Source organism: Scytonema sp. PCC 10023 (assembly GCF_963920835.1).
Taxonomy (GTDB): Bacteria; Cyanobacteriota; Cyanobacteriia; order Cyanobacteriales; family Nostocaceae; genus Kalymmatonema.
Map to the genome: position 1 here is coordinate 39,377 of NZ_CAWUDP010000064.1, position 20,498 is coordinate 59,874.

At 43.0% G+C, this 20,498-nt stretch carries 20 protein-coding genes; 3 read left to right on the forward strand and 17 right to left on the reverse strand.

Features of this window, described 5'->3' with window-relative positions:
- Positions 1 to 34: 34 nt before the first annotated feature.
- From ACM0OZ_RS31510 to ACM0OZ_RS31525, 4 genes are all read right to left on the reverse strand, one after another.
- Positions 35 to 1,159 (reverse strand): geranylgeranyl reductase family protein, encoded by a 1,125-nt coding sequence (locus ACM0OZ_RS31510; RefSeq protein WP_414586763.1) that lies wholly within the window; start codon positions 1,157 to 1,159, stop codon positions 35 to 37.
- Positions 1,160 to 2,313: 1,154 nt separating this feature from the next.
- Entirely contained in the window at positions 2,314 to 2,862 is a 549-nt protein-coding gene (gene frr / locus ACM0OZ_RS31515; RefSeq protein WP_041037706.1) for a ribosome recycling factor, read from the reverse strand.
- A complete protein-coding gene (gene pyrH, locus ACM0OZ_RS31520; protein ID WP_414586764.1) occupies positions 2,849 to 3,577 on the reverse strand; it encodes a UMP kinase in 729 nt (242 codons plus the stop codon). The genes frr and pyrH overlap by 14 nt, the downstream gene beginning before the upstream one ends.
- A 70-nt stretch (positions 3,578 to 3,647) precedes the next feature.
- Positions 3,648 to 3,980 (reverse strand): hypothetical protein, encoded by a 333-nt coding sequence (locus ACM0OZ_RS31525; RefSeq protein ID WP_414586765.1) that lies wholly within the window; start codon positions 3,978 to 3,980, stop codon positions 3,648 to 3,650.
- Positions 3,981 to 4,954: 974 nt separating this feature from the next.
- Here ACM0OZ_RS31525 and ACM0OZ_RS31530 point away from each other — a divergent pair.
- Positions 4,955 to 5,878, forward strand: a complete 924-nt coding sequence (locus ACM0OZ_RS31530; RefSeq protein WP_414586790.1) for an alpha/beta fold hydrolase — start codon at positions 4,955 to 4,957, stop codon at positions 5,876 to 5,878.
- Between the two features lie 279 nt (positions 5,879 to 6,157).
- On the opposite strand, the gene ACM0OZ_RS31535 is transcribed toward ACM0OZ_RS31530, so the two are convergent.
- Positions 6,158 to 7,576, reverse strand: coding sequence for an LCP family protein (locus ACM0OZ_RS31535; protein ID WP_414586766.1), 1,419 nt, complete (start codon positions 7,574 to 7,576; stop codon positions 6,158 to 6,160).
- Positions 7,577 to 7,872: 296 nt separating this feature from the next.
- The gene (locus ACM0OZ_RS31540; protein ID WP_414586767.1) at positions 7,873 to 8,307 is read right to left on the reverse strand and encodes a hypothetical protein; all 435 of its coding nucleotides are present in this window, start codon (positions 8,305 to 8,307) and stop codon (positions 7,873 to 7,875) included.
- 104 nt (positions 8,308 to 8,411) lie between these two features.
- Here ACM0OZ_RS31540 and ACM0OZ_RS31545 point away from each other — a divergent pair, with 104 nt between their 5' ends.
- Positions 8,412 to 9,683: an AI-2E family transporter gene (locus ACM0OZ_RS31545; RefSeq protein ID WP_414586768.1), complete on the forward strand. Its 1,272-nt coding sequence runs from the start codon at positions 8,412 to 8,414 to the stop codon at positions 9,681 to 9,683.
- Here ACM0OZ_RS31545 and ACM0OZ_RS31550 read toward each other — a convergent pair.
- Together ACM0OZ_RS31550 and ACM0OZ_RS31555 are read right to left on the reverse strand one after the other, a co-directional pair.
- A complete protein-coding gene (locus ACM0OZ_RS31550) occupies positions 9,652 to 10,980 on the reverse strand; it encodes a serpin family protein (RefSeq protein ID WP_414586769.1) in 1,329 nt (442 codons plus the stop codon). The two genes, ACM0OZ_RS31545 and ACM0OZ_RS31550, sit on opposite strands and share 32 nt — an antisense overlap.
- 321 nt (positions 10,981 to 11,301) lie before the next feature.
- On the reverse strand, positions 11,302 to 12,891 hold the full coding sequence (locus ACM0OZ_RS31555) for a S8 family serine peptidase (protein ID WP_414586770.1): 1,590 nt from the start codon (positions 12,889 to 12,891) through the stop codon (positions 11,302 to 11,304).
- Between the two features lie 78 nt (positions 12,892 to 12,969).
- Here ACM0OZ_RS31555 and rpe point away from each other — a divergent pair, with 78 nt between their 5' ends.
- The gene (rpe, locus tag ACM0OZ_RS31560) at positions 12,970 to 13,677 is read left to right on the forward strand and encodes a ribulose-phosphate 3-epimerase (RefSeq protein ID WP_414586772.1); all 708 of its coding nucleotides are present in this window, start codon (positions 12,970 to 12,972) and stop codon (positions 13,675 to 13,677) included.
- 210 nt (positions 13,678 to 13,887) lie between these two features.
- On the opposite strand, the gene ACM0OZ_RS31565 is transcribed toward rpe, so the two are convergent.
- From ACM0OZ_RS31565 to ACM0OZ_RS31605, 9 genes are all read right to left on the reverse strand, one after another.
- On the reverse strand, positions 13,888 to 14,604 hold the full coding sequence (locus tag ACM0OZ_RS31565; RefSeq protein WP_414586773.1) for an HpsJ family protein: 717 nt from the start codon (positions 14,602 to 14,604) through the stop codon (positions 13,888 to 13,890).
- Positions 14,605 to 14,641: 37 nt separating this feature from the next.
- The gene (locus ACM0OZ_RS31570) at positions 14,642 to 15,292 is read right to left on the reverse strand and encodes a cyanoexosortase A system-associated protein (RefSeq protein ID WP_414586775.1); all 651 of its coding nucleotides are present in this window, start codon (positions 15,290 to 15,292) and stop codon (positions 14,642 to 14,644) included.
- Positions 15,289 to 16,152, reverse strand: a complete 864-nt coding sequence (crtA, locus tag ACM0OZ_RS31575; protein ID WP_414586776.1) for a cyanoexosortase A — start codon at positions 16,150 to 16,152, stop codon at positions 15,289 to 15,291. Before crtA ends, ACM0OZ_RS31570 begins: the two co-directional genes overlap by 4 nt.
- 89 nt (positions 16,153 to 16,241) lie before the next feature.
- Positions 16,242 to 16,481 (reverse strand): hypothetical protein, encoded by a 240-nt coding sequence (locus ACM0OZ_RS31580; RefSeq protein WP_414586777.1) that lies wholly within the window; start codon positions 16,479 to 16,481, stop codon positions 16,242 to 16,244.
- Between the two features lie 93 nt (positions 16,482 to 16,574).
- On the reverse strand, positions 16,575 to 17,471 hold the full coding sequence (locus ACM0OZ_RS31585; protein ID WP_414586778.1) for a PEP-CTERM sorting domain-containing protein: 897 nt from the start codon (positions 17,469 to 17,471) through the stop codon (positions 16,575 to 16,577).
- 638 nt (positions 17,472 to 18,109) lie between these two features.
- Positions 18,110 to 18,634 carry a hypothetical protein gene (locus ACM0OZ_RS31590; protein WP_414586779.1) on the reverse strand — a complete coding sequence of 175 codons (525 nt, stop codon included), beginning with the start codon at positions 18,632 to 18,634 and terminating at the stop codon, positions 18,110 to 18,112.
- A 77-nt stretch (positions 18,635 to 18,711) separates the two neighbouring features.
- Positions 18,712 to 19,152, reverse strand: coding sequence for a hypothetical protein (locus ACM0OZ_RS31595; RefSeq protein WP_414586780.1), 441 nt, complete (start codon positions 19,150 to 19,152; stop codon positions 18,712 to 18,714).
- A 296-nt stretch (positions 19,153 to 19,448) separates the two neighbouring features.
- Positions 19,449 to 19,631 (reverse strand): CsbD family protein, encoded by a 183-nt coding sequence (locus tag ACM0OZ_RS31600; protein ID WP_414586781.1) that lies wholly within the window; start codon positions 19,629 to 19,631, stop codon positions 19,449 to 19,451.
- 332 nt (positions 19,632 to 19,963) lie between these two features.
- Positions 19,964 to 20,389 carry a hypothetical protein gene (locus ACM0OZ_RS31605; RefSeq protein ID WP_414586782.1) on the reverse strand — a complete coding sequence of 142 codons (426 nt, stop codon included), beginning with the start codon at positions 20,387 to 20,389 and terminating at the stop codon, positions 19,964 to 19,966.
- Between the last annotated feature and the right edge of the window lie 109 nt (positions 20,390 to 20,498).

A 20,498-nucleotide genomic window follows, 5' to 3' on the forward strand; every position in this document is an offset into this window, starting at 1 on the left:
ATAACTCAAGTGGCGATCGCGCAATGACTAATAACTATCCACCAAAACCAGGAACTAACCGCTTGAGCGCCCGACCAGTGACTTCGCTGTAACGCACTTCACCACACAAAAGTTTGCCCATAATTTGGACAGATGAGGGGCGCTTCACACCCACTTTATATCCAATACCGGGGAAGCGGTAAAACGCCCCAGCTAATTTCTGCGCCCAAGCCATATCACTACCCCATTGTTCGTTAATTATCTCGGAGTATTTTTCCAAGGCGTTGATATCACCACTTAAGGCTTGGTCAATAGCTTCTGCCGCTTTCATCCCACTAAAAATTGAGGGGCGAATGCCTTCTGCTGTGAAGGGGTCAACAACACAAGCAGCTTCCCCAGCTAAAACCGCATTTTCAGTGTGCAGCTTTTGATTGCCATTCCACAAGCACAAGGCATGACCATACTGCTTGCAGATTTTGATATCCACACCAAACAAGCTGCCATACTCGTTCAAAATGCTTTTGAAATCTTGAGCCTCACCGCCGCCCAAAAATCTGCCAATTCCAATAGAATATCCATCTGCTTTAGGAAAGTTCCACAGATACCCGTTTTTGATCATGCCAAACTCAAAGTGGGCAATGTGTCCGTTCTCCACTTTGGCTGATGCTTCTGCTTCTAAGGCTGCTGCTAGAAGGCGTTTGCGGTCTTTGAAGCCTAGGAATTTTGCCATTGGTCCTTTTGCACCATCAGCAGCAATTAAGTAACGTCCACTGACAGATCCATTTGCTGTATTAACTTGCCAAGAGTCACCTTTAAATTCAATGCTTGTGACTGCTGTATTATCTTTGAGTTCAGCCCCTTGCTTTTGCGCTTGCTGAATCAGGAAATGGTCAAATACATCGCGCCTAACCATCCAAACTGGTTCAGGAGTTTTTAGTTCCGCTTCCACAGGTTCGCCCATGTTCCAGGTACAGCGAATTGTGTCTGCTTTGCTTGAAATTGCAGGGCTAAAGTCAAAGTCAAACCATTGGGCGATCGCTGGCGATACTCCACCTCCACAGGGTTTATATCTTGGCAGCGTTTCTTTTTCTAAGACTAATACTGAACGTCCCCGCTTGGCTAAATGATATGCGGCTGTTCCACCAGCTGGTCCCGCGCCGACGATAATACAGTCGTACATATGGCTGTTGTCTTTGCTCCTGTATCTGTTAGTTGTCCAGTTTCTGTTTTTACTTTCTAAATCGGCAGTCTGACGAGACTTTCATGAATTTTCGTAGTTTGCTGTTCAAAATGGTATGTATCTTGGTTTGGCTTGTCTAAATCTTTATTCTTTCTAAACTATGCTTTATCCGTAAATATTACTATGTATCATCACTCTTTTTATTTATTTTTCTTAATTACGGTGGTATTATAGCAGTCCTATTTGATTTTTGAGAAATGAAGTGCAAAGGACAACAGAGGCTACAGAACAAGAAAATTCGAGAATTGCACGGCTGTTTTAGAATTTGAATATTAGTTTTTATATTAATATTATATGCATAATGGTTGGTTATTTAAACAGTTTTTTTGCTACCAAATAAAAAGTCTCTTTTTTGTCAACTTATACGAAAATAAATTCATTTGCTTCACTGTTATATAGGACTCCTCCGCAGATTTTTGAACGGCACGCTTGCGGAGGGCAGTGCGAACGCAAAACCGGATGTAGTGGGCAAAATACGGTAAGCACTGCCCACCCTACAATACTTAAGATTTTTCATAAATCCTGCGCGGATTGTTATAGCAATCCTAAATCATAAACCTTACGGGCTGCCTTCGGCTACGTGAACAACAAGATTCCCGACTTTTTTAAGAAGTCGGGAATCTAAGCATACGCGATTTATGCACTTGCGCAGGCACTTTCACACAAATCAAATAGGATTAATATAACAGCTTTCTCACCAATTCTTTATCTTTCTTCATTAACTTGTAGTAAATATTTTGGAAATGAAATGTTTCAGAGCTAATGCTTGAAAAAGTTTATATTATGCCACAAGTAGTCACAAAGCAACTTTCTACCTCTACAAAATATTTTGAGGTAGTACATGAGCATTTATTTCTATGCTGGAAAAGCTATGAGATGCACTGACGCGGTTCTATTGGACGCGAAGAAGACCAGACGTAGTGACACTGCTGATAAGGTGAAGATAACTAAACGAGGTGACACGGAGAGTCTTCGGTGAAAAATTTCCCCGTGTCTGGTATGTCTCCTTGTCCTTGTGTCGTTTTCACCTTATGCTCATGTCTCCTTGTCGTTGAGAACCGCGTCTCCCTGATAAGCATTTTTCCGTGTTCTTTCTAGACGGTTGTGATGTCTTTTTCTTTTTCTGTCAATAATTCGTCTATTCTGGCGGTGTACTTGTTGGTCAATTTTTGCAGTTTGTCTTGCTGATCGCGTGCTTCATCCTCTGAGATTTCGGCATTCTTTTCCAGTTTGCGAATCGTATCTAAAGCATCGCGGCGGATGTTGCGAATGGCAACGCGTCCTTCTTCGGCATACTTGGCGGCGATTTTGACTAATTCTTTACGGCGATCGCTCGTCAACGGCGGAATGTTTAGCCGAATTAAGGAACCATCGTTGTTTGGGGTTAAACCCACATCCGACATGGAAATTGCCTTTTCAATCAGGTTTAAAGTATTGCGATCATAAGGCTGAATCAGAATCGTTGTGGAATCTGGCGTGGTGATGTTTGCCAGTGATTTCAACGGCGTTGGCGAACCGTAGTAGTCCACCGTTATCTTATCCAATAAACTCGCATTAGCGCGACCAGTGCGAATCGTGTTAAAAGCCCGTTGAGTCGATTCAACGGTCTTTTGCATCGTACTCTCAGCTTCAGCTAATTTCACAAGAACCTCCCACAAGCGTCCCTATCGATTCTCCCATGACTGCTCGGCGGATGTTACCCCGCACTGTTAAGTCAAATATAAGAATAGGGATATTATTCTCCTTACACAAGGCTATCGCGGTACTGTCCATTACTCGCAAATCTTTTGCCAAAACATGCCCGTATGTTAAGGTATTGTAACGTTTGGCGTCTGGGTAGATGTGGGGGTCAGCATCATAAACCCCGTCTACCTTAGTGGCTTTAAAAATCACGTCAGCTTCAATTTCTGCTGCTCTCAATGCCGCAGTCGTATCGGTGGTGAAAAAGGGATTTCCAGAACCAGCACCAAAAATAACCACCCGCCCTTTTTCTAAGTGGCGGATGGCACGACGACGAATATACGGTTCGGCTACTTCTTGCATAGAGATGGCGGTTTGTACCCGCGTCTGTACCCCGATTCGTTCCAGCGAATCTTGCAATGTCATAGCATTCATCACCGTGGCAATCATCCCGATGTAGTCAGCGGTTGCTCGATCCATCCCAGCCGACGCCGCCTTGACACCACGAAAAATATTTCCGCCTCCAACGACGATGGCGATCTGAACGCCTGTTGATACCACCTCTGCTACTTCTTCGGCTATTTCCTTGACCACTTGTGGATCAATTCCATAACCCATATTGCCCATGAGGGCTTCACCACTCACTTTAAGTAAAACCCTTCGGTAATCTGTTCCCATGAAGTTACGTGCTTATCAAAAATTTGTTATTGCCTCCAATTTAAGATAGCAATACAGTGGCATTCTGTCTCTAGTTTCTATATACCAAAGAAGTGCCAATTGATTCAGTCTCGTTGGGATGAATTTCTTGAGCTTTCAACAAATTGGCGATCGCCTTCTCAAGAGCGCAGACGCTGCGCGCGTAAGTCCTAAAGGAGGCTTGTGCCAACACGTTCGCGTAGCGTGCGCCTTTGGCGCTCAGTGTGCGCTTTGCGCTTACGGCACTGGCACCTTTACAATCGCCGTAACTCCTAAAGGTGGCTTGTGCTAAGCGCGTAAGCTCCCACCGGGTGAAGGCACAAAGTAGCGTTCCGCAGGAAAGGCGGGGCTGAGGGAAAGCGGACACGCACTCGCGTTTGCCCATCGCTCTTTAGCGGGACAAAAGCGCGATCGCAATCATCCGAGCACTCTGTGCCATTCTAAGGCAGCGCCCTGCTCGAAGGCGAATGTGTACCCAGTTATGGGTACGAGGAGCAATGCTAGGCTTGTTGATATGCTCTAACTTAGTTGTGCAGTCCCAACGCCAGGAACCAAGCTAGGATATCTACCGTCTAGATTGATAAATTAATAGTCAAATATATAGTCAAAAATACTTTTTCTGTAACAAAGGCGTGGTTATAAGTAGTTGGTTGTTACAAAAAGACTTTCCTGTCCTCCTTGTCCACTTGTCCACAGACACTTTGCAAGGGCGGGAGAACCCCGGTACGCAAGTGTCCTCTCCTTGTCCATTCGTTCACCAACAGATTTTGACTACAGCCTTGTAAAAATCGACTTCATTGCTTGTTGCATCGAATTTGGGTTTTGGGCAATTTTCGGACTTTAAAGACCGTTAATTGTTTTTATTTGATGAAATATGCTTATTTTTTAGAGAAATTAAGGCAGAAAGCGCATTATTACAGAGAATTCCTATAAAAGGGTATTTGGTCGGTTTTCGCAACTTCAACAATGATAGGTAGTTGTTGCTTTGTAGGAAATGGGTCATATAACTACACCTGCTTTATCATAAGTAAGAGCAACATCAAAGCCGAGAAATCCCATGACGAAGTAGATGATGCTAATACTACGACTACGACGACGCAAACCCTGTTTGCGTTACTAGATATACGACTCCCTATCCTTAAATCAGTTATCAGTTATCAGTCCTGACGGCGGGCTGGTGGGGGATGCGCGACCACTCGTATTTAACTGATAACTGTTTACTGTTCACTGTTCACTGTTAAAGCTTATTATTAATCATTATTAAGTACTGCTACAAGATCAAGTACTGTAACAATAAAAACAGCAATGCCTGCAGCAAAAAGCTGCATATCTACTCCTTGTACTCATTATCTATCTTCGATGACGACCTCTACTTCCACTCCAGCATTAACCTCAACAAAAACCTGGATTTGGCAAGGCTTTCCCATTTGCTACCAAACCCAAGGAACCACCGGACCAGCCGTTATCTTAGTGCATGGCTTCGGAGCATCATGGTGTCACTGGCGGAAAAATATACCCGTGCTGGCGGATAACTGCCGTGTCTATGCTATTGATTTGATTGGGTTTGGCAGTTCAGCGAAACCAAAACCTGGTGAGAAAATTGCTTACACAATTGAAACTTGGGGACAGCAAGTGGCAGATTTTTGCCGTGAGGTCGTGGGTGAACCTGCTTTTTTAGTTGCTAACTCCATTGGCTGTATTGTAGTGATGCAAGCAGCAGTGAGTAACCCAGACATCGCATTAGCAGTTGCACTGCTCAACTGTTCTCTGCGGCTATTGCACGATCGCAAGCGGGGAACTTTACCGTGGCATCGACGCTTCGGAGCGCCCTTACTTCAACGTATACTATCTGTCAAACCAATTGGCGACTTCTTTTTTAATCAAGTCGCCAAACCGAAAACAGTACGAAAAATTCTTCTGCAAGCCTATGCTAATTCTGAAGCAGTCACAGAAGAGTTAGTAGATATACTCACAGCACCAGCACGAGATCCAGGGGCTGTAGCTGTTTTCCTCGCCTTTACCTCTTATTCCTCAGGTCCTTTAGCTGAAGACCTTTTACCTGAACTAACCTGTCCAGCGATGATCTTGTGGGGAACAGCAGATCCTTGGGAACCAGTTGAGTTAGGTAGAGAGTTAGCCAACTTTCCACAAGTGCAAAAGTTTATTCCTTTAGAAGGCGTGGGGCATTGTCCCCAAGATGAAACTCCTGAAGTGGTGAATTTGATTATACAGGACTGGATTTGGAAGCAATCAGCCAGGAACGCAATAGGGCAACTCAGTTAGATAAGTTGATTTGCTCCAGCTTACGAATCCCACGGCGCGATTGTGTTTGCCCTCAGGAGTGCCGCAGGCATACCCGGATCCGTGGGAGTGTAAACTCAGTATCCTTATTTGTTATGTAAAATAAACTTTTTGCAAAAGCAAAAATAGATTGATCGTAACAGGAGAACGCAGAACGCAGAACACAGAACACAAATACAGAGCAAATTTTACTTCTGCTCCTGGCTCCTGAGTCCTGAATTCTGCTGTAAGGTGTTGCTAGAACATTCGTGACAGACAAGCTTAAGGTTGGACAGGATTTTCAAGGTTTTCCCTGTGTTGTAACCAATCCTTACCCACTTGGATACTAATATCAGATCCGAGATTGCCAGTGCTTTCTACTCGCACTTCTCCAATTCCTAAAGTGTTGCGAATTGATTCAGCACTGCTACCATCTCCTTGCTGGGCAACAATATGAGTCACTTCTAAGGGTTCACCCCAGCTTTTAGCTATGTAGACGTTAGTATAGCCAGATTTTTCTAATGCTCTAATCAAAGGTCGGAGATTAGCTTTATCGCTACCTGTGCTGTCTTGAATTGCAATTCGCAAAGAAGCTGGATTTATTACCTGAGGTGTAGAATCTGTTTCCATTTCAAAGTGCTGAGCCATCATACTATTAATGCGTTCCTTTTCTGGTAACCAGTAGCTAGCATTAAACTCGCCTTTTTGACTAAAACGACCAGGCAGCATTAACATTTGCATATTAGAGCGATTTGTTCGCACTCCAAAACCTGCCAGTGCCAATAACTCTTCAATTGTTAAGTTAGTATCAATATGTTCTTTGACTACGTTAAGAACTTTGGGCAATTGAGTTAGGGTCGCTGGGTTGAGAGATTGATCCATCAGCGCTCGCATGACCATTTGCTGTCGCTGAATTCGACCAATGTCTCCATTTTCATCATGTCGGAAGCGCAGAAGTTGCAGCGCTTGCTCGCCATTGAGATGCTGCTTTCCTTTCTTCAAATTAATATAAAGGTGCTGAGAATCATCTTGATATTTCATATCTTTGGGTACGTAAACTGTGACTCCACCCAAAGCATCAATCAGCTTACCAACTCCCAAAACGTTAATTCGGATATAGCGATCAATTCCTACTCCGTTCAACAGGTCACTAACAGTTTTAGCAGTCAAAGCTGGTCCACCAAAAACGTTTGCAGAATTAATTTTTTTGAGACCGTGTCCCTCTATTTCTATACGGGTATCTCTGGGAATAGAAAGCATGACTAATTTTTTCTTCTCTGGATCAAATTTGATCAAGAGCATGACATCAGCAAGACCATCAAAGGAGTTGACTTGGGGCAGATATCTAAGATTTTTAGTTTCACCGGGAGGGTTTCGCACATCGGACGGGAGTACGCTCATCCCCATGATTAAGATATTCACCGGGCGAGTTAATTCTGAAAATCGCAGCCCACTCCCGGAAATGCGATCGCCATCAAACACCGCCGCTTCATCTGCACTTAAAGAAGCTTGCATTAAAGGTGTACTTGTTAAAGAAACTGCCAACAGCGCCCCTGCAGTTGCTGACACCATTGCAATACCGCTCATACCCACCCAAAACCACAACCACCGTCCAGATTTATGGCTGCTGGCATTTTTATCACTTAAATTGTTAGTGTTTGTGGAATGGTTTTCTTGCGCCGAAGTTCTTTGAATGGTCACTGACTTCCTCACACTTACTGAATAAAATCCGGAAAATCCACTGCTATCGAAACAGAGAAATTAACCCATAATACCTAACTATTAGATTATCAGTGGTAAAATTGCCACTTTAGTGTTAACCAAAACACTTATTGCAGTAATTCTCCTATTTTTTGGCAAATCCGGAGAGGTTTTCTTGAAGTATGATAATCGCAAAAGAGATTTAACTAGAATTGTTAGGAATAAAATGCGTAGTTTTTTGGCATATACAAGTAGAAACACTGGCAGCTGCCTTGATCCCTTAAGATTTACCATAGTTATTTGCCAAGCACTATCGAGGCGAAGCGACTGGCAAGAGGCAACCGGTTTGATTTGCCTTTAGCTACACGAACAATTAACCAGATACTAACTAAAAAGTAGCTAGAGGTGAGAAAGCTATTAAGGATAAGTAGACGCAGTGTTAAAAACTCTGAAGTTACCGCCCCAGTCGCTAGCAAGAGGTAACCCAAAAGCCAGGTCAATACTAAAGTTATTGACAGACGACTCACAGCAAGTTGTTCCCGACTTCCGTGACGGCGGTACGTCCATAGAGAAGGGAAAAAACCAATGATTGGAATCAAAGACAAAAGCAGCCTTGTAGGACGAGTGGCTTGACTTGAGATGAGGGGTTGGGGATGAGAAATCACCAATTGAGAAAATTCTTCCCCGAAGGTCAATCCCCAGTTCCCAGTTCCTATAGCAAAATTTTTCATTTGGGTAAGTGTAATCCTAAACAAGAGGGATGAATCACAGTCATATAGTCAGAGATAATAAGCTATAGAAAAGAATTTATTTAGTTGTATCCCGCAATCGGCAGATGCAAACACGCAAGCTCTTAAACTGGTGGCAAACACTCACACCTCTAGCACGATTTTTGGCGATCGCTCTGTTCGCTCCACTGCTAGTGCTCAACGGTTGGGCGATTTCAGCAATTTTTCATTACTTTCACTCGCTAATTGTCATTCTAGTCGGAGCGTCAGTGCTAGCGTTTCTGCTCAACTACCCTGTAAGTTGGATGGTGCGTCATGGTGCCAAGCGAGAGCAAGTTGCTATTTTAGTCTTTTTGCTCGCTTTATCGATTTTACTGGCGTTGGGTGTCACCCTCTTCCCGTTAGCTCTGACCCAAGCTCAGCAACTGGTGGCTCGTATACCAGAGTTAATTGATTCTGGGCGATCGCAGTTGATGTTGCTCAACGAGAAAGCAGAAAGCTTTGGCTTACCGATTAACCTTGATGCTTTAGTAGTACAAATTAATGACCGTGTCAAGGGACAATTGCAGGCGATCGCCGGACAAGTTTTGAATCTGGCGGTTGTCACATTCACCAGCCTCCTGGACTTTGTTTTGACAATGGTCTTGACTTTCTTTCTCTTACAGCATGGGGATGAACTTTGGCAGAGTTTGGTAGATTGGCTACCGAGCAAATTCCGCGAGCCTTTTTCTCAAACAATACGCCTCAGCTTTCAAAATTTCTTCATCACCCAACTGATTTTAGCGACCTGTATGGCGTCAGCCCTGATTACCACCTTTTTGTGGCTGAAAGTGCCATTTGGTGTGCTATTTGGCTTAACTATTGGCATCATGGCTCTCGTTCCCTATGGAGGAACTGTAGGTATTGCCACAACGACCTTACTGGTAGCGTTGCAAGATGTTTGGGTGGGAGCAAGAATGTTAATTGCCGCCGTCATTGTTCAGCAAATTCTAGAAAACATTATTGGTCCCCGCATTTTAGGGAATTTTACGGGTTTAAACCCCGTTTGGGCACTCATCTCGGTTTTGACAGGCGCGAGAGTTGGTGGGCTTTTGGGTGTGATTGTGGCGGTACCCACCGCTGTTGTTATTAAGACTGCTTTAAGTGCTTTACGTCCTTCTGCTTCCAGTCATAACGTGGAGGTGGTTTCTGAAGGCAGTGGAGAATCTTCTTATAACGCCCAAACTGATAACACTGCTGTTGATAATCTAACGCGCTCAGAAGCTCATTCGGTTGAGGTAGCTGCACCCGTTGCTGGAGAAGCATCGCCTCCAAATGTTCAAGCTAACCGTTCTGATGTCAATCCTTCTAAGACTGTGGCTCCACAATTGAACCCATAAACAAAAGGCTTCCTGTCTGATTATCCCGAATCGCACAGAAGAAAGGACGGTCAACAATCATTCGGAATGGCTCTTGTGTTGGTACTTGAGCTGACAGTGGTACAATTGTCACGGAAGTGGCAGCAGCAGCTTCTGTACCTTCTTCATTAACCTCAACAAAAGTTTTATGCTTGACCTCGCTCATTTTTAAATTTTTACCCATGAGCGAAAAATTCGCTTTGTCGCTGAAAGCTTCGCCCATACCTAAAGCTGTTAGAGCATTATTCAGCGTCACGTCATAGTCCATTTTAAAGCGAGGCAAGCGAACAAATCCCTCGCGTTTGCTGAACTGAGTCATCCAATTTTCCCAGTTCTCTGCATTGAGGTTTTGATAAAAGCTTTTTAGGCTAGAGTTCTGTTTCGGTAAGAAAATATAAAAGCTAATCTTACCATCTTGACCATAAGGTAAACTGACTGCCTGAAATTGTTCATTGTCATAGTATCTATAGTCATCTGATTGCGACATCATTGGGTGTTGTTTCTGCTTACCTGACGATAGGTAAAATGGGTATTCTGCTGTTTGCTGTTTGTCGAATTCATTTGTCCAGCTACCTTTAAAATAGATAGCATTTATGAGAAATAACACTTGATCCGGTTCGATTTTTTCAACTATTTTGTTAATTTTTCCGCGTGTATTCTCATTAACCCAATTATTGATGATGTCAGGCGCTGCTGCATCTCTAAAGTTTAAATTTGTAACCTTAGCTGTGTAAAAATCTTTATTTCTTTGCAAGAAATCTGCTTTAAAGTTGGTGTCTTTGTTTGCCCAAAGCGAATTAGCAATTGTCAGTTGCACTTTTGGGTCTGGGTTTTCAAGTAATTTTTTCAGCGCCGCGTAAGAGGAGTTAATTTGTTCCAAGTTCAACCCCTGTAACTCCAGCGTTTTAGTCATTGCTTCTTTTGTAGTGCCACTCGCACCGTTGTAAGTCATGGCAAGGGCAATTGCTACACTAGAAGGTGAAACAAAAATGTTATTGCTTGGGTCTTTTTCTAAAACTTCCGAAAACAGTTTAAAGCCAAATTTGGTGTTGGCAGCAATAAGTTTGCTGTCAGGATTTGATGCTGATTTTGATATGGGAGATTCTGAACGAGGTAGACGTGATTGGGCAAACGCACTCGTGCTAGTATTAACTTGAGAGCATCCTATGACACCCATAAGCACAACGCTAGCAGCAGCCAAAACGTAACGTCTCCCCAAACGAACACCGTAACGTCTTTGCAGGAACTTTTCCCGAGCATTGCTGAATTTCTGCTTCATGTTACCACCATTATCGCCAGAGTCTGTGTTTTGACTATGGCATCTTAGGTGACATGATCTCTGAGCCGTTACAGTTTTGGCAACAGTGATTGTACAGTTTTTGATTTTCTTTGGGTAACAGGTGATTAGGGTGATTAGTCAATAAGTATTAATCGTCATTAGTCATTAGTCATTAGTCATTAGTCATTAGTCATTAGTCAATTAATTATTCTCCCTCACTCCCTCATCTCCCTCATCTCCCTCATCTCCCTCATCTCCCTCATCTCCCTCACTCCCTCACTCCCTCACTCACTCCCTCATCCCCCTCATCCCCCTCATCTCCTACTTCACGGGTACAGTCCACCAAGCTAAAGCATAGGGTTGAGTTGCTTGGTTGAGCTGCTTTTGAAATTGAACACGGATTTTGTAATTACCAGTCGTAGGAACGGGACAGAAAATATGTTCTACACTATCAACTTGACTGATTGAGGAACATATAGCGTTAGCATTTCCATTATCATCAGCTTTGACTAGATAAAGGTTGAGGTTGTTTAAGCCGCGATCGCGAAAATTTTCTCCTGCATCAAACTGACCATTTTTATTCTTGTCATTGAGTTCTACTAATCTATCCCAAGCTAAGGAGATAGAAACAAAACTCCCCTGCTTTAAGGGTTTTGCTAGCTCATATTCTACAGATTCCTCTGCATTGACTGTGCGATAATCCCAGCCAATAGCTGGTACAGTTTGCGCTGGATTCCATTGAAGAGCGCTAAATTGTTGGTAAGCACGAAACGCATTCAAATGACCAGCTCCCATTTGGGCATCTAAGGGAATTTTTGGGTCTTTGTATGCATCAGAAGCGAACCAGTCTTTATTTTGTTTATCAATCAGCGATCGCGTCATTCCTAAACGCAAACCATCGCCATAATCTTGGACTTTGTCTGCGGAATTCAGCAGTACAGCTTTCATCACTTCATGTCTGCGAGAATCTATGCTCCAGTTGGGTTGTTTTGTCCGCAGTTGTCTGTCACCGAATTCCTGCAATAAGGCTACTGTAGCCGTTACCTGAGGCGATGCAAAACTCGTACCTGTGACTTTGTTGTTTTTCCCATCTGGATTGAGCAAAGGAATGTTATTTCCAGGAGCAACTAGACCAATCGCACGACGCGGACCAAGATTAATTTCCTTTCCTGCAAGCCGCATCATCATTAGTTCACTCACAGCAGCCAAATTAGAAACGTCTACTTTATTAAAAATTCCTCCCCGACGCGATGAAAAAGCCACGTTCAATCCATTAAAGTTGTCAGTAGGTATGGGAATGCCACCCTTTCCTTGATTGCCTGCAATGACATATAAACTATTGTGAACACGAGTAGACCAGTCAATACATAAAGTGAGTAAGGCGTTACCATCTAAAAGAGCGTCTGGTCGTGGGTCACGGTTTAAAGGTTCACCAAAGCTAAAGTTAATCGCGCGGACATCTCCCCCATTTTGTAGCGCTATATGTTGCGCGGACAAACACTCCTGTGGTTGACCTAAGCTTCTACCACCACCCACAGCAGAGGAATACAGGCTTGCTCCTGGGGCAATTCCACGAAAGCCTTTATCTGTACTGACCATGATACTAGCTACATTGTAGGCGTGGGGGTCAACACCCGTATTTGACTTAGCAGGTGCATTGCGGAGGAACGCTCCTGCTAAAGAGACTGCGCGATTTTTAGAGACTGCTTTATCCAACCCGAACTTACCCGGACGTCCAATCTCTACTTGACCAATAGCAATCTTGCGACCGATTAAATTATATGGAGGTTGGTGTAGTCTCAGAGCATCAATACCGTTGGTTCCAAAAGGAGATTCTACAGCAGCAAGTACCGGCGCACCTAAGCAACAAGCACTGAATCCCCAAATTATCCAAGTTTGTTTGTTCGGCATAGTTTCAGTTAACAGATGAGCGCTAGCTCAAGTTTTGTTAAAATACTTACAGACGAGGACGCTTAGAACCCACGAGCCATGACCCAAACGCAATCAAAAAAGCCCATTGTAATAGCTCCATCCATCCTATCAGCAGATTTTAGTCGTCTAGGAGACGAAGTGCGTGCTGTAGATCAGGCTGGTGCAGATTGGATTCATGTAGATGTAATGGACGGTCGTTTTGTACCTAATATTACAATAGGTCCTTTGGTTGTGGAGGCGATTCGTCCAGTGACGCAAAAACCTCTCGACGTCCACTTGATGATTGTAGAGCCAGAAAAGTACGTAGAGGATTTTGCTAAAGCAGGGGCAGATCACATTTATGTTCATGCCGAACACAATGCTTCCCCCCACCTGCATCGCACCTTAGGGCAAATCAAAGAGCTTGGTAAAAAAGCGGGAGTGGTACTTAACCCCGGTAGCCCGCTAGAGCTGATTGAGTATGTCCTGGAGCTGTGTGACTTGGTGTTGATTATGAGCGTCAACCCCGGTTTTGGCGGTCAAAGCTTTATCCCCGAAGTCGTGCCAAAAATCCGCAAGCTGCGTCAAATATGCGATGAACGCGGTCTTGATCCTTGGATTGAAGTGGATGGGGGACTCAAGGCAAATAATACCTGGCAGGTTTTGGAAGCTGGAGCAAATGCGATCGTTGCTGGTTCAGCTGTGTTCAAGGCTAAGGATTATGCTGAAGCAATAGAGGGTATTCGCAACAGCAAGCGTCCTACTCCGCAACTAGCAACAGCGTAAATAAACCTGTTTTCAGTTGAATGCAATAAAAGTTTGTAGGCTGAGATCTTGCAAGAGTTGCAACAGTGAGTCGTCAGAGGCTCCAAACCCTCGTTACCAGGTTCAACCTGGTAACGAGATATTAGAGCCTCTGGCTCTTGTTGGGTGCAAGATCTGAGTAGGGGCACAGCATGCTGTGCCCCTAGCTTATGTATTAGCACAATACTTATGTTAGTTTCTCGCCCAACGCGTTCCCTTCCAAATCAAGATAAACAAAGTCCCTGCAACTAAAGCACCAAGATTCCATTTTGCAGAAGTCTTAATCAAGCTTAGACCTCGAAGGGACTGAGTTGCTTCTGCTTGAGTTTTTATCTGTTTCTTAGCTTGTGAGACTTCTGATAGAAGTTGATTTTTTAATTCATCAGGGCTTTTGCCATCTATTTTGCGACCTTGGCTCTTCAAAAACTTACTTATTTGTTCAGGTGAGGCTTTACTCACCTGCTGTTCCAATTGTTCAGCCTGAGAAGCTTGTTGACTAGATACAGTTTGAATTTGAGCTGTACTTTGAGTATTTAACCGAATGGTGTTAGTCAGTCCTAAAGGTATCAGGAGAAAAAACAATATTCCAAATACTAAAGTCAACCAAGATAAAACCTTTAAAATAGGAATTTCCCATTTTGTTCGTGAATGTAGCTCTCCAAAAAATACTAAGACTAGCCCAATTAAAGGTACTGGTACCCTTTCAACTAGCGCCCCAATTGTTTGAAACTCCCAAGCAGGGTTCATAAAATTGGGCGGGATAAACATCACAATGATGTCGAACAATGCCAATAACAATAGACCGTAGCCTAGCACTCGTACTATTGTCATGGAGGATTGCTGACTGAAGGCAAAGTCTTGTAGTTCTTGAACTATAGGGTTGAATTTATCGCCACTTGATTTTGTCATTTTACTGATAGAATATTAGAGAAAAAATGATGATATTTTAGGACTTAGGAAAGCGAGGTTTCCACCATTGATACCAAGAAAACCAAGCGTTTTCTAAAACTTGGTAAGCTGCTTCAGGGGAAGATTTCTTTAAGGGAATTGATAAATGCGCCCAAAGACAGCGCTTGTCTTTGAAACCTTCCTGACCCAATAACCAAGACAGGAGTCGTTGAGGTTGCAGATCAGAGAAATACTGATTTTGGTCAAACTGTTTTTGAGTAAATGTACTGCCGCCTTGTGAGTTAATACAGGCACTTAGATAAGCTCGCTGCTTGTCAACTCCAAGACCGTAGTAGCCTACTCCTTCTCGCTGACGCACATTAGCAGACGACGAAATAGATGTGTATTCCCTAAAAAGCCTTTCACCATCTCCATTGGTCAAATAGCGCATTTCGATATCTAGAAACAAGTCATTTTTCATGTACCGATAATGCTTTTGAGCGAGGAGTTCGGAATGCTGTTTTGTTGGCTTTGTCAAAGGAGGACTTATACTGAGTTGCCACTGTGATAACGGAACTCGTTCAGGGAACACAAACGGAGTCACTGCACGTTTGTCTTTTGTAGGAAGCAATAGTACACTTCCCAAGGCCAAGACGACGCTACTAAAAGTCAGTGCTAAAAGCGGTACGCGGAATTGTTTCCAAATCACTTTGATGACTCCGTAGCGTCTTTATTTCTTAATTCAGTCCTTCCAAGTAAGAACCAGCAAAATAATCCAAAAAGTAAGACAGCAATCAGTGAAAATAATAGGGAACCATCTCCTTCATGCCAGTAGTTAAATGCTGCCATCTGTCGTTGTGCTACCAAGATAGCCATTAAAGCAACTCGTGCCCCGTTGACAATAAACCCCAAACTAACAGCTATTATCGGTACAAGAATTTTTTTCTTTCCATTCTGAGGAAACATTAAGAGAAAAAGTAGTGCTAAGCCCAGCATTTGAAAGATAAGTTCTATCCCTGAACAGCCAGAATAAACTTCTACGCTTCCAGTAGGAAGATTAATTTTAATTCCATTTTGAGCGACTGGAAAACCTGTGTACCAAAGAGCGAAACCTGCAAACTTGGCAGTTAAGGGAGATATATCAGTTAGCGATGAGGGTAATACTTTGGGTACGGTGATAAAAAACAGGACAAGCAATTCACCTGTGTATTGCTTTAAGCCCTTAAAGCCAGACGCCATCAGCGCCAGCCCAAAAGCAAAAATTCCTGGTGAGATATACAAGAACCCACCAAAACTTGTCAGGGATATAGTCTTTATAAGTAAAAGCGTAATCAGTGATAAACCAAAAAAGCTGGAGAAAATATCGCTTTCTAAATTTAAACTGTGGCGCTTATCCCAAACTAGAGAAGATATAGCCGCCCAAAATAGAAAACTCATGCCTAAAAGGCTGGAATTGTCCGCTTTCCAAATTAGAGTTAAATGAATGGCAATGTAGGCTGCGCCTATAGCTAATAGCCAGAACTGGGGATATTTTAATTGTGAGCTTAGAGTAAGGTGGGAAGCTTTCATATTATGATGGCTGTAGCGATCGCCTAGGGGTGATAAACCCCTGGTTGGTGGTGAGATGGTTGCAGGATGTAGATTATGTCTGCTTATGCCTAAACTTTTCCAGTCTCAAAACCACCGTTGACAACTGCGGCTTGAGATGGACTAGCAACAACAACACCTGCTATACCCATCAGACTGAGTGCGCTTACTTTCATAGTTGAACGCTTGACAAAGCTAGAGAAAGCCACGTGACTGGCATTTCCATGCTTTATACTAAATGCTCCGACGGCAACATATTTTGCTTTAGAGCAAGCTTTGCGTAACTTTCTTTTAATCTGAAATCTAGTCATTGGACTCACTCCTAAATACAGGTAAAGGTTGATGGCAGATTTACCCTGGAGTGAGATTCGCTAGCATCTCAAACTAATTGTATGTGAAATTTCTTACACTTTTGCAGTATCTTTTTGTTGCTGCTTGTACTTGCGGCGTAGAGCTGCACCGACGCCGCCGGCTGCTAATGAACCTAATATAGTGAGAGGTTCGGGAACAGGTTCAGCAGAGGAACAATTACTAGTACTAAAGCAGATTGACTCCCCGTTCCTAATGACTGGTGAATTGAAAGACCACTGTAGATTTCTACCATTTGATTGCCCGTTGACATTACGAATGCCCACTGTTGCACTCCCGCCAAAGGATCTGAAATCACCAGAGTCAAGATCTTGGTAAGAGAACACAATATCGTTGCTACCCTCAAACAGCACCGACTGGAAGGAAACGGTGCTTGGTGAACTGAAAAATCCGCTTGCTAGGTTCCATTGGGTGATAAATTGTCGGTTGCCTGCTGTACCTACCGTCTGGTAGTACACCGCGTCCGTGCCTGATGAGAAAAACTGCCAGTCGTCCCACAGAACGGCGATACTTGGATTGTCCCCAAAGACAGCTGTGGTCAAGTTTTGGTTACTAAACTGATTATTGGAACTTACAAACGATATCAGTCCGTTAGTACTGAAGGACGCGCTATTATAGTTCGTGCCATAGAAGTTGAAGTCGAAACCCAGGTTCGCTGATGCCGAAGCGTCGTCCTGACCTGCCAGTACGCCGGTACCTGTTGTAGAAATATCTTGGAACGTGAACGGTATCTCATCAGTGGCTGTGTAGCCAAAAGCATCTGCTCCGATGGTAACTGCCTGTGCCTGTCCTGTGCCAAGCGTTCCTGCTCCCACAGCAACAAATGTTGCTACGGTACCAGCCTTCAGCATCTTTTTTCTGACATAAAATCCAGTCAATGTTGTTTTAGAGCAAGCTTTGCGTAACTTTTTTCTCACCTGAAATCTAGTCATTGAACTCACTCCTATAAATAGGTAAAGGTTGCGGTAGATTTACCCTGGAGTGAGATTTGCTAACACCTCAAAAATCATTGCACGTAAAAAACGCTACAACAGGCTAATGTTCGACCTGTCGCACCTCTTGTAGATAAAATGACAGCAGTTCTTAACGAATTCTCGGCTTTAAGGTGCTAGCGGTGTTTTCAGTAATGATTCTGAAGAAACTATAGTTAAGAGTGTTACTCTTTACACAAACAAAATCAAGTACTTTTATTTTGTCTTAACGCAAACTTTAAATTTACATATCTTATAAGTATATATTTTCTACTGCCAAAAGTTAGATTTTCTAAGGTTTACACACAATTCATCACTTAAAGTCTTGTGTAAAAATTTTGTGAATTTGGGGGTAAGTACGTAGACTGTTTATCCCACGTTGATTTACCCCACACGCCAGTCGCCTGCGGAGGGAAACCCTCCTGCAGCGCTGGCTCCCCTTAATCCCCTCCCCTTGTTAAGGGGAGGGGAAGTTTTGGCGTTAGACAAAACCGGGGTAGGGTCAAAGCGTGTTGTATCTAAACAAGAACCGCTATTAATAGAAAAGGTGGGCAACTTGCCCACCCAACAAATCTACGAAACCAACACTCAATCAACGCTTACTTGTGATGACTACCTAACCATTTAGCTGCAGCAACTCCTAAAACTGCTGCTACAACAGGATTGCTGAGAAACTTGATAATACCTGGTTGCTCTGCCAACACTTCACGGAAAATGTCGGGATGGTTGTGGTAGGCGAAGGATGCAAGTTTGCTGACATCATCAGCGCTCATCCGACCAGGAACATGGGTGGAAAGACCAAGTTGTTGCTCTAGATGGCGATCATCTAGCCCTCTTTGCTTGAAGTGCTTGAAGAAAGCACGAGCGACATCATCCCGCTCATTGGGTTTAATTTGAGCGATCGCCTTTTGCAATTCTGGCTCCATTTGGTTGGCTGGAATGTTGTCATGATGCAAAGACCGACCAAACAACTGACGGCGTTCTTCGTGTGTTGACCGCTGGGCAAAGTCGTCAAAATTGTCGTACTGTGTTGTTGAAGCGGCGGTGGTATCATCTAGGGATTCAACATCTCCCTTAGCCAAATCATTCATGATTTGACGTCTATATTGGTCGCTGCTACTCACTGTACTTATCTCCTTTTTCTCGTCAAAATTCTTAAATCAACTGACTGCGCTCAAACTTTTCATGCAAATGAGCGCGATTAGCTGTACTGAACTTGTTTTGTTTGCACATCATACTGAGTTGTCAAAATCAGTTTTTTGTCTGGCGCATATACCAAAACTGTTAAGTCTTGATTGGGGAAGTTCTTGTGAAAACCTTCTACCAGTGATTTTGCTAAGGCGCGGACATCGCTAGGAGGAACTTTCGAGGAAATGACAACGCCTAATTTATTGTTGTCACGCACAAAAGCATCTGTAATTAATCCCTTGGATGCTTGCACAACCCAGTCACCAAAGCTTTGGGCTGCTGGGCTATCTCCTCGCTCTAATTGTCCATAGGCGACATCCCGACCAACGACTGGGGGATTGACTGTGCGGTCAGCTTGTGTTAACGTACCACCGCCACAAGCGGTAGTTAACGTTAAGACTAAAATCAAGACACATGCTGCCAAGATTTTACGGCTCTGCTGAAGCAGACTCATCTTTATTGCCTCCAAAAAATCATTTTTAAAACCAACTTCAATAGAAGGTTTGTTCAAGTTAATTGAGTTTAAATTGTTTGAAGTTTTATGCAAGAGATTAGCCAGGGCTTCTAATCCTTTTCTCATTTGCCCTTAATCTCAAGTACTTTCTTAAAAAGCGAAGTCCGCTTAAGCGGACTTCATTGAACCCGCGCTTTTACAATACGCGTTTACATTGCTGCAAATTTTAACAATCTGGTATTTCTTTAGAGTTCCCCTCTATCAGATACCTAAAATTTCCGCAGCCAGGGTCTATTCTAGTCAAGCTTCTCCTTGACGTTATCTTTCACGTCTTCAACACCGTGACGTACTTCACCTTCAGCTTGCTTTGCTTTACCTTCTGCTTTATCTTCTGGGTCGCCAGTGATATTTCCTACTGCTTCTTGAGCTTTACCTTCAATGTTTTTAGCAGTTGCTTTTGCGCGATCTTCTAGGCTCATTTTGACCTCCTAATATTTTATGAATTTTGTCTCAAAGTTGCGAATCAACTTTGAAGTTCTTTGTTATCACCCTTACAAGTTAGCTTAATATTTTTGCTAGAGCCTTCCACCTCAAGATATATTAGTTCCCTATACTCAAAGAGTGAGAATAAGTAACTAATAACTACTTATTGACCGCTATTTAATTATTTAGAAATGTTGGATAGCGTAACAGCCAATCCTTTTCATTCTCAGGTGGTTACTGATAAGTGCTAACACATTGTATTTGTTAATAAAAAACCCAGTTTTTTTGCAAAAACTGGGTTGATAAAACTATATGTAATATTTTTTCTCTAATCTAGAAAACCCATCAAAGCTTCAGAATCGTCTATACTATTTGATGCGACTGGGCGATTGCCCATGACAGAGTATGTTTCAGAAATAACCAGATCACTTGAACCAATTGGACGAGTTCCAGATATATTAACACTGCCAACAGTGTGGAATGTGTTTGCAGCAATTGGGCGTATACCCATTATGTTCTTTGTCTCTACAACTTGCAAATGACTGGAGGTCACTGGACGTATCCCAGAGATAGCTAGTGTATCAGTTACTTCCAGTTTACCTAGCAATTCTACCTCTTTTGACTTCTCACCATTCTGCTCGACGTTATTTGTATTCAAACTTTTACCCTGATTATTTTCCACGGTATTTTCTCCCTTGAGCTTCAAATGCTTTTGCCGAGGACTCACTGCTTTACTAGAGCTAGTCATGCTCATATCCTCTCACTTTTGGATTGTTAATTTATTTTACAATATTCTGGAAAAGTTAAATTTTTCCTTAATGTTTAAGTTTAGCTTTAAAAAACCTTATATGGATATAATGTTT

Bases quoted from the DNA above. Each gene is read 5' to 3' on its own strand.
- ACM0OZ_RS31510 (WP_414586763.1), bottom strand. From the start codon at position 1,159: ATGTACGACTGTATTATCGTCGGCGCGGGACCAGCTGGTGGAACAGCC.
- pyrH (WP_414586764.1), bottom strand. From the start codon at position 3,577: ATGGGAACAGATTACCGAAGGGTTTTACTTAAAGTGAGTGGTGAAGCC.
- ACM0OZ_RS31525 (WP_414586765.1), bottom strand. From the start codon at position 3,980: ATGGGCAAACGCGAGTGCGTGTCCGCTTTCCCTCAGCCCCGCCTTTCC.
- ACM0OZ_RS31530 (WP_414586790.1), top strand. From the start codon at position 4,955: ATGACGACCTCTACTTCCACTCCAGCATTAACCTCAACAAAAACCTGG.
- ACM0OZ_RS31540 (WP_414586767.1), bottom strand. From the start codon at position 8,307: ATGAAAAATTTTGCTATAGGAACTGGGAACTGGGGATTGACCTTCGGG.
- ACM0OZ_RS31545 (WP_414586768.1), top strand. From the start codon at position 8,412: ATGCAAACACGCAAGCTCTTAAACTGGTGGCAAACACTCACACCTCTA.
- ACM0OZ_RS31550 (WP_414586769.1), bottom strand. From the start codon at position 10,980: ATGAAGCAGAAATTCAGCAATGCTCGGGAAAAGTTCCTGCAAAGACGT.
- ACM0OZ_RS31555 (WP_414586770.1), bottom strand. From the start codon at position 12,891: ATGCCGAACAAACAAACTTGGATAATTTGGGGATTCAGTGCTTGTTGC.
- rpe (WP_414586772.1), top strand. From the start codon at position 12,970: ATGACCCAAACGCAATCAAAAAAGCCCATTGTAATAGCTCCATCCATC.
- ACM0OZ_RS31565 (WP_414586773.1), bottom strand. From the start codon at position 14,604: ATGACAAAATCAAGTGGCGATAAATTCAACCCTATAGTTCAAGAACTA.
- crtA (WP_414586776.1), bottom strand. From the start codon at position 16,152: ATGAAAGCTTCCCACCTTACTCTAAGCTCACAATTAAAATATCCCCAG.
- ACM0OZ_RS31580 (WP_414586777.1), bottom strand. From the start codon at position 16,481: ATGACTAGATTTCAGATTAAAAGAAAGTTACGCAAAGCTTGCTCTAAA.
- ACM0OZ_RS31585 (WP_414586778.1), bottom strand. From the start codon at position 17,471: ATGACTAGATTTCAGGTGAGAAAAAAGTTACGCAAAGCTTGCTCTAAA.
- ACM0OZ_RS31595 (WP_414586780.1), bottom strand. From the start codon at position 19,152: ATGAGTCTGCTTCAGCAGAGCCGTAAAATCTTGGCAGCATGTGTCTTG.
- ACM0OZ_RS31600 (WP_414586781.1), bottom strand. From the start codon at position 19,631: ATGAGCCTAGAAGATCGCGCAAAAGCAACTGCTAAAAACATTGAAGGT.
- ACM0OZ_RS31605 (WP_414586782.1), bottom strand. From the start codon at position 20,389: ATGAGCATGACTAGCTCTAGTAAAGCAGTGAGTCCTCGGCAAAAGCAT.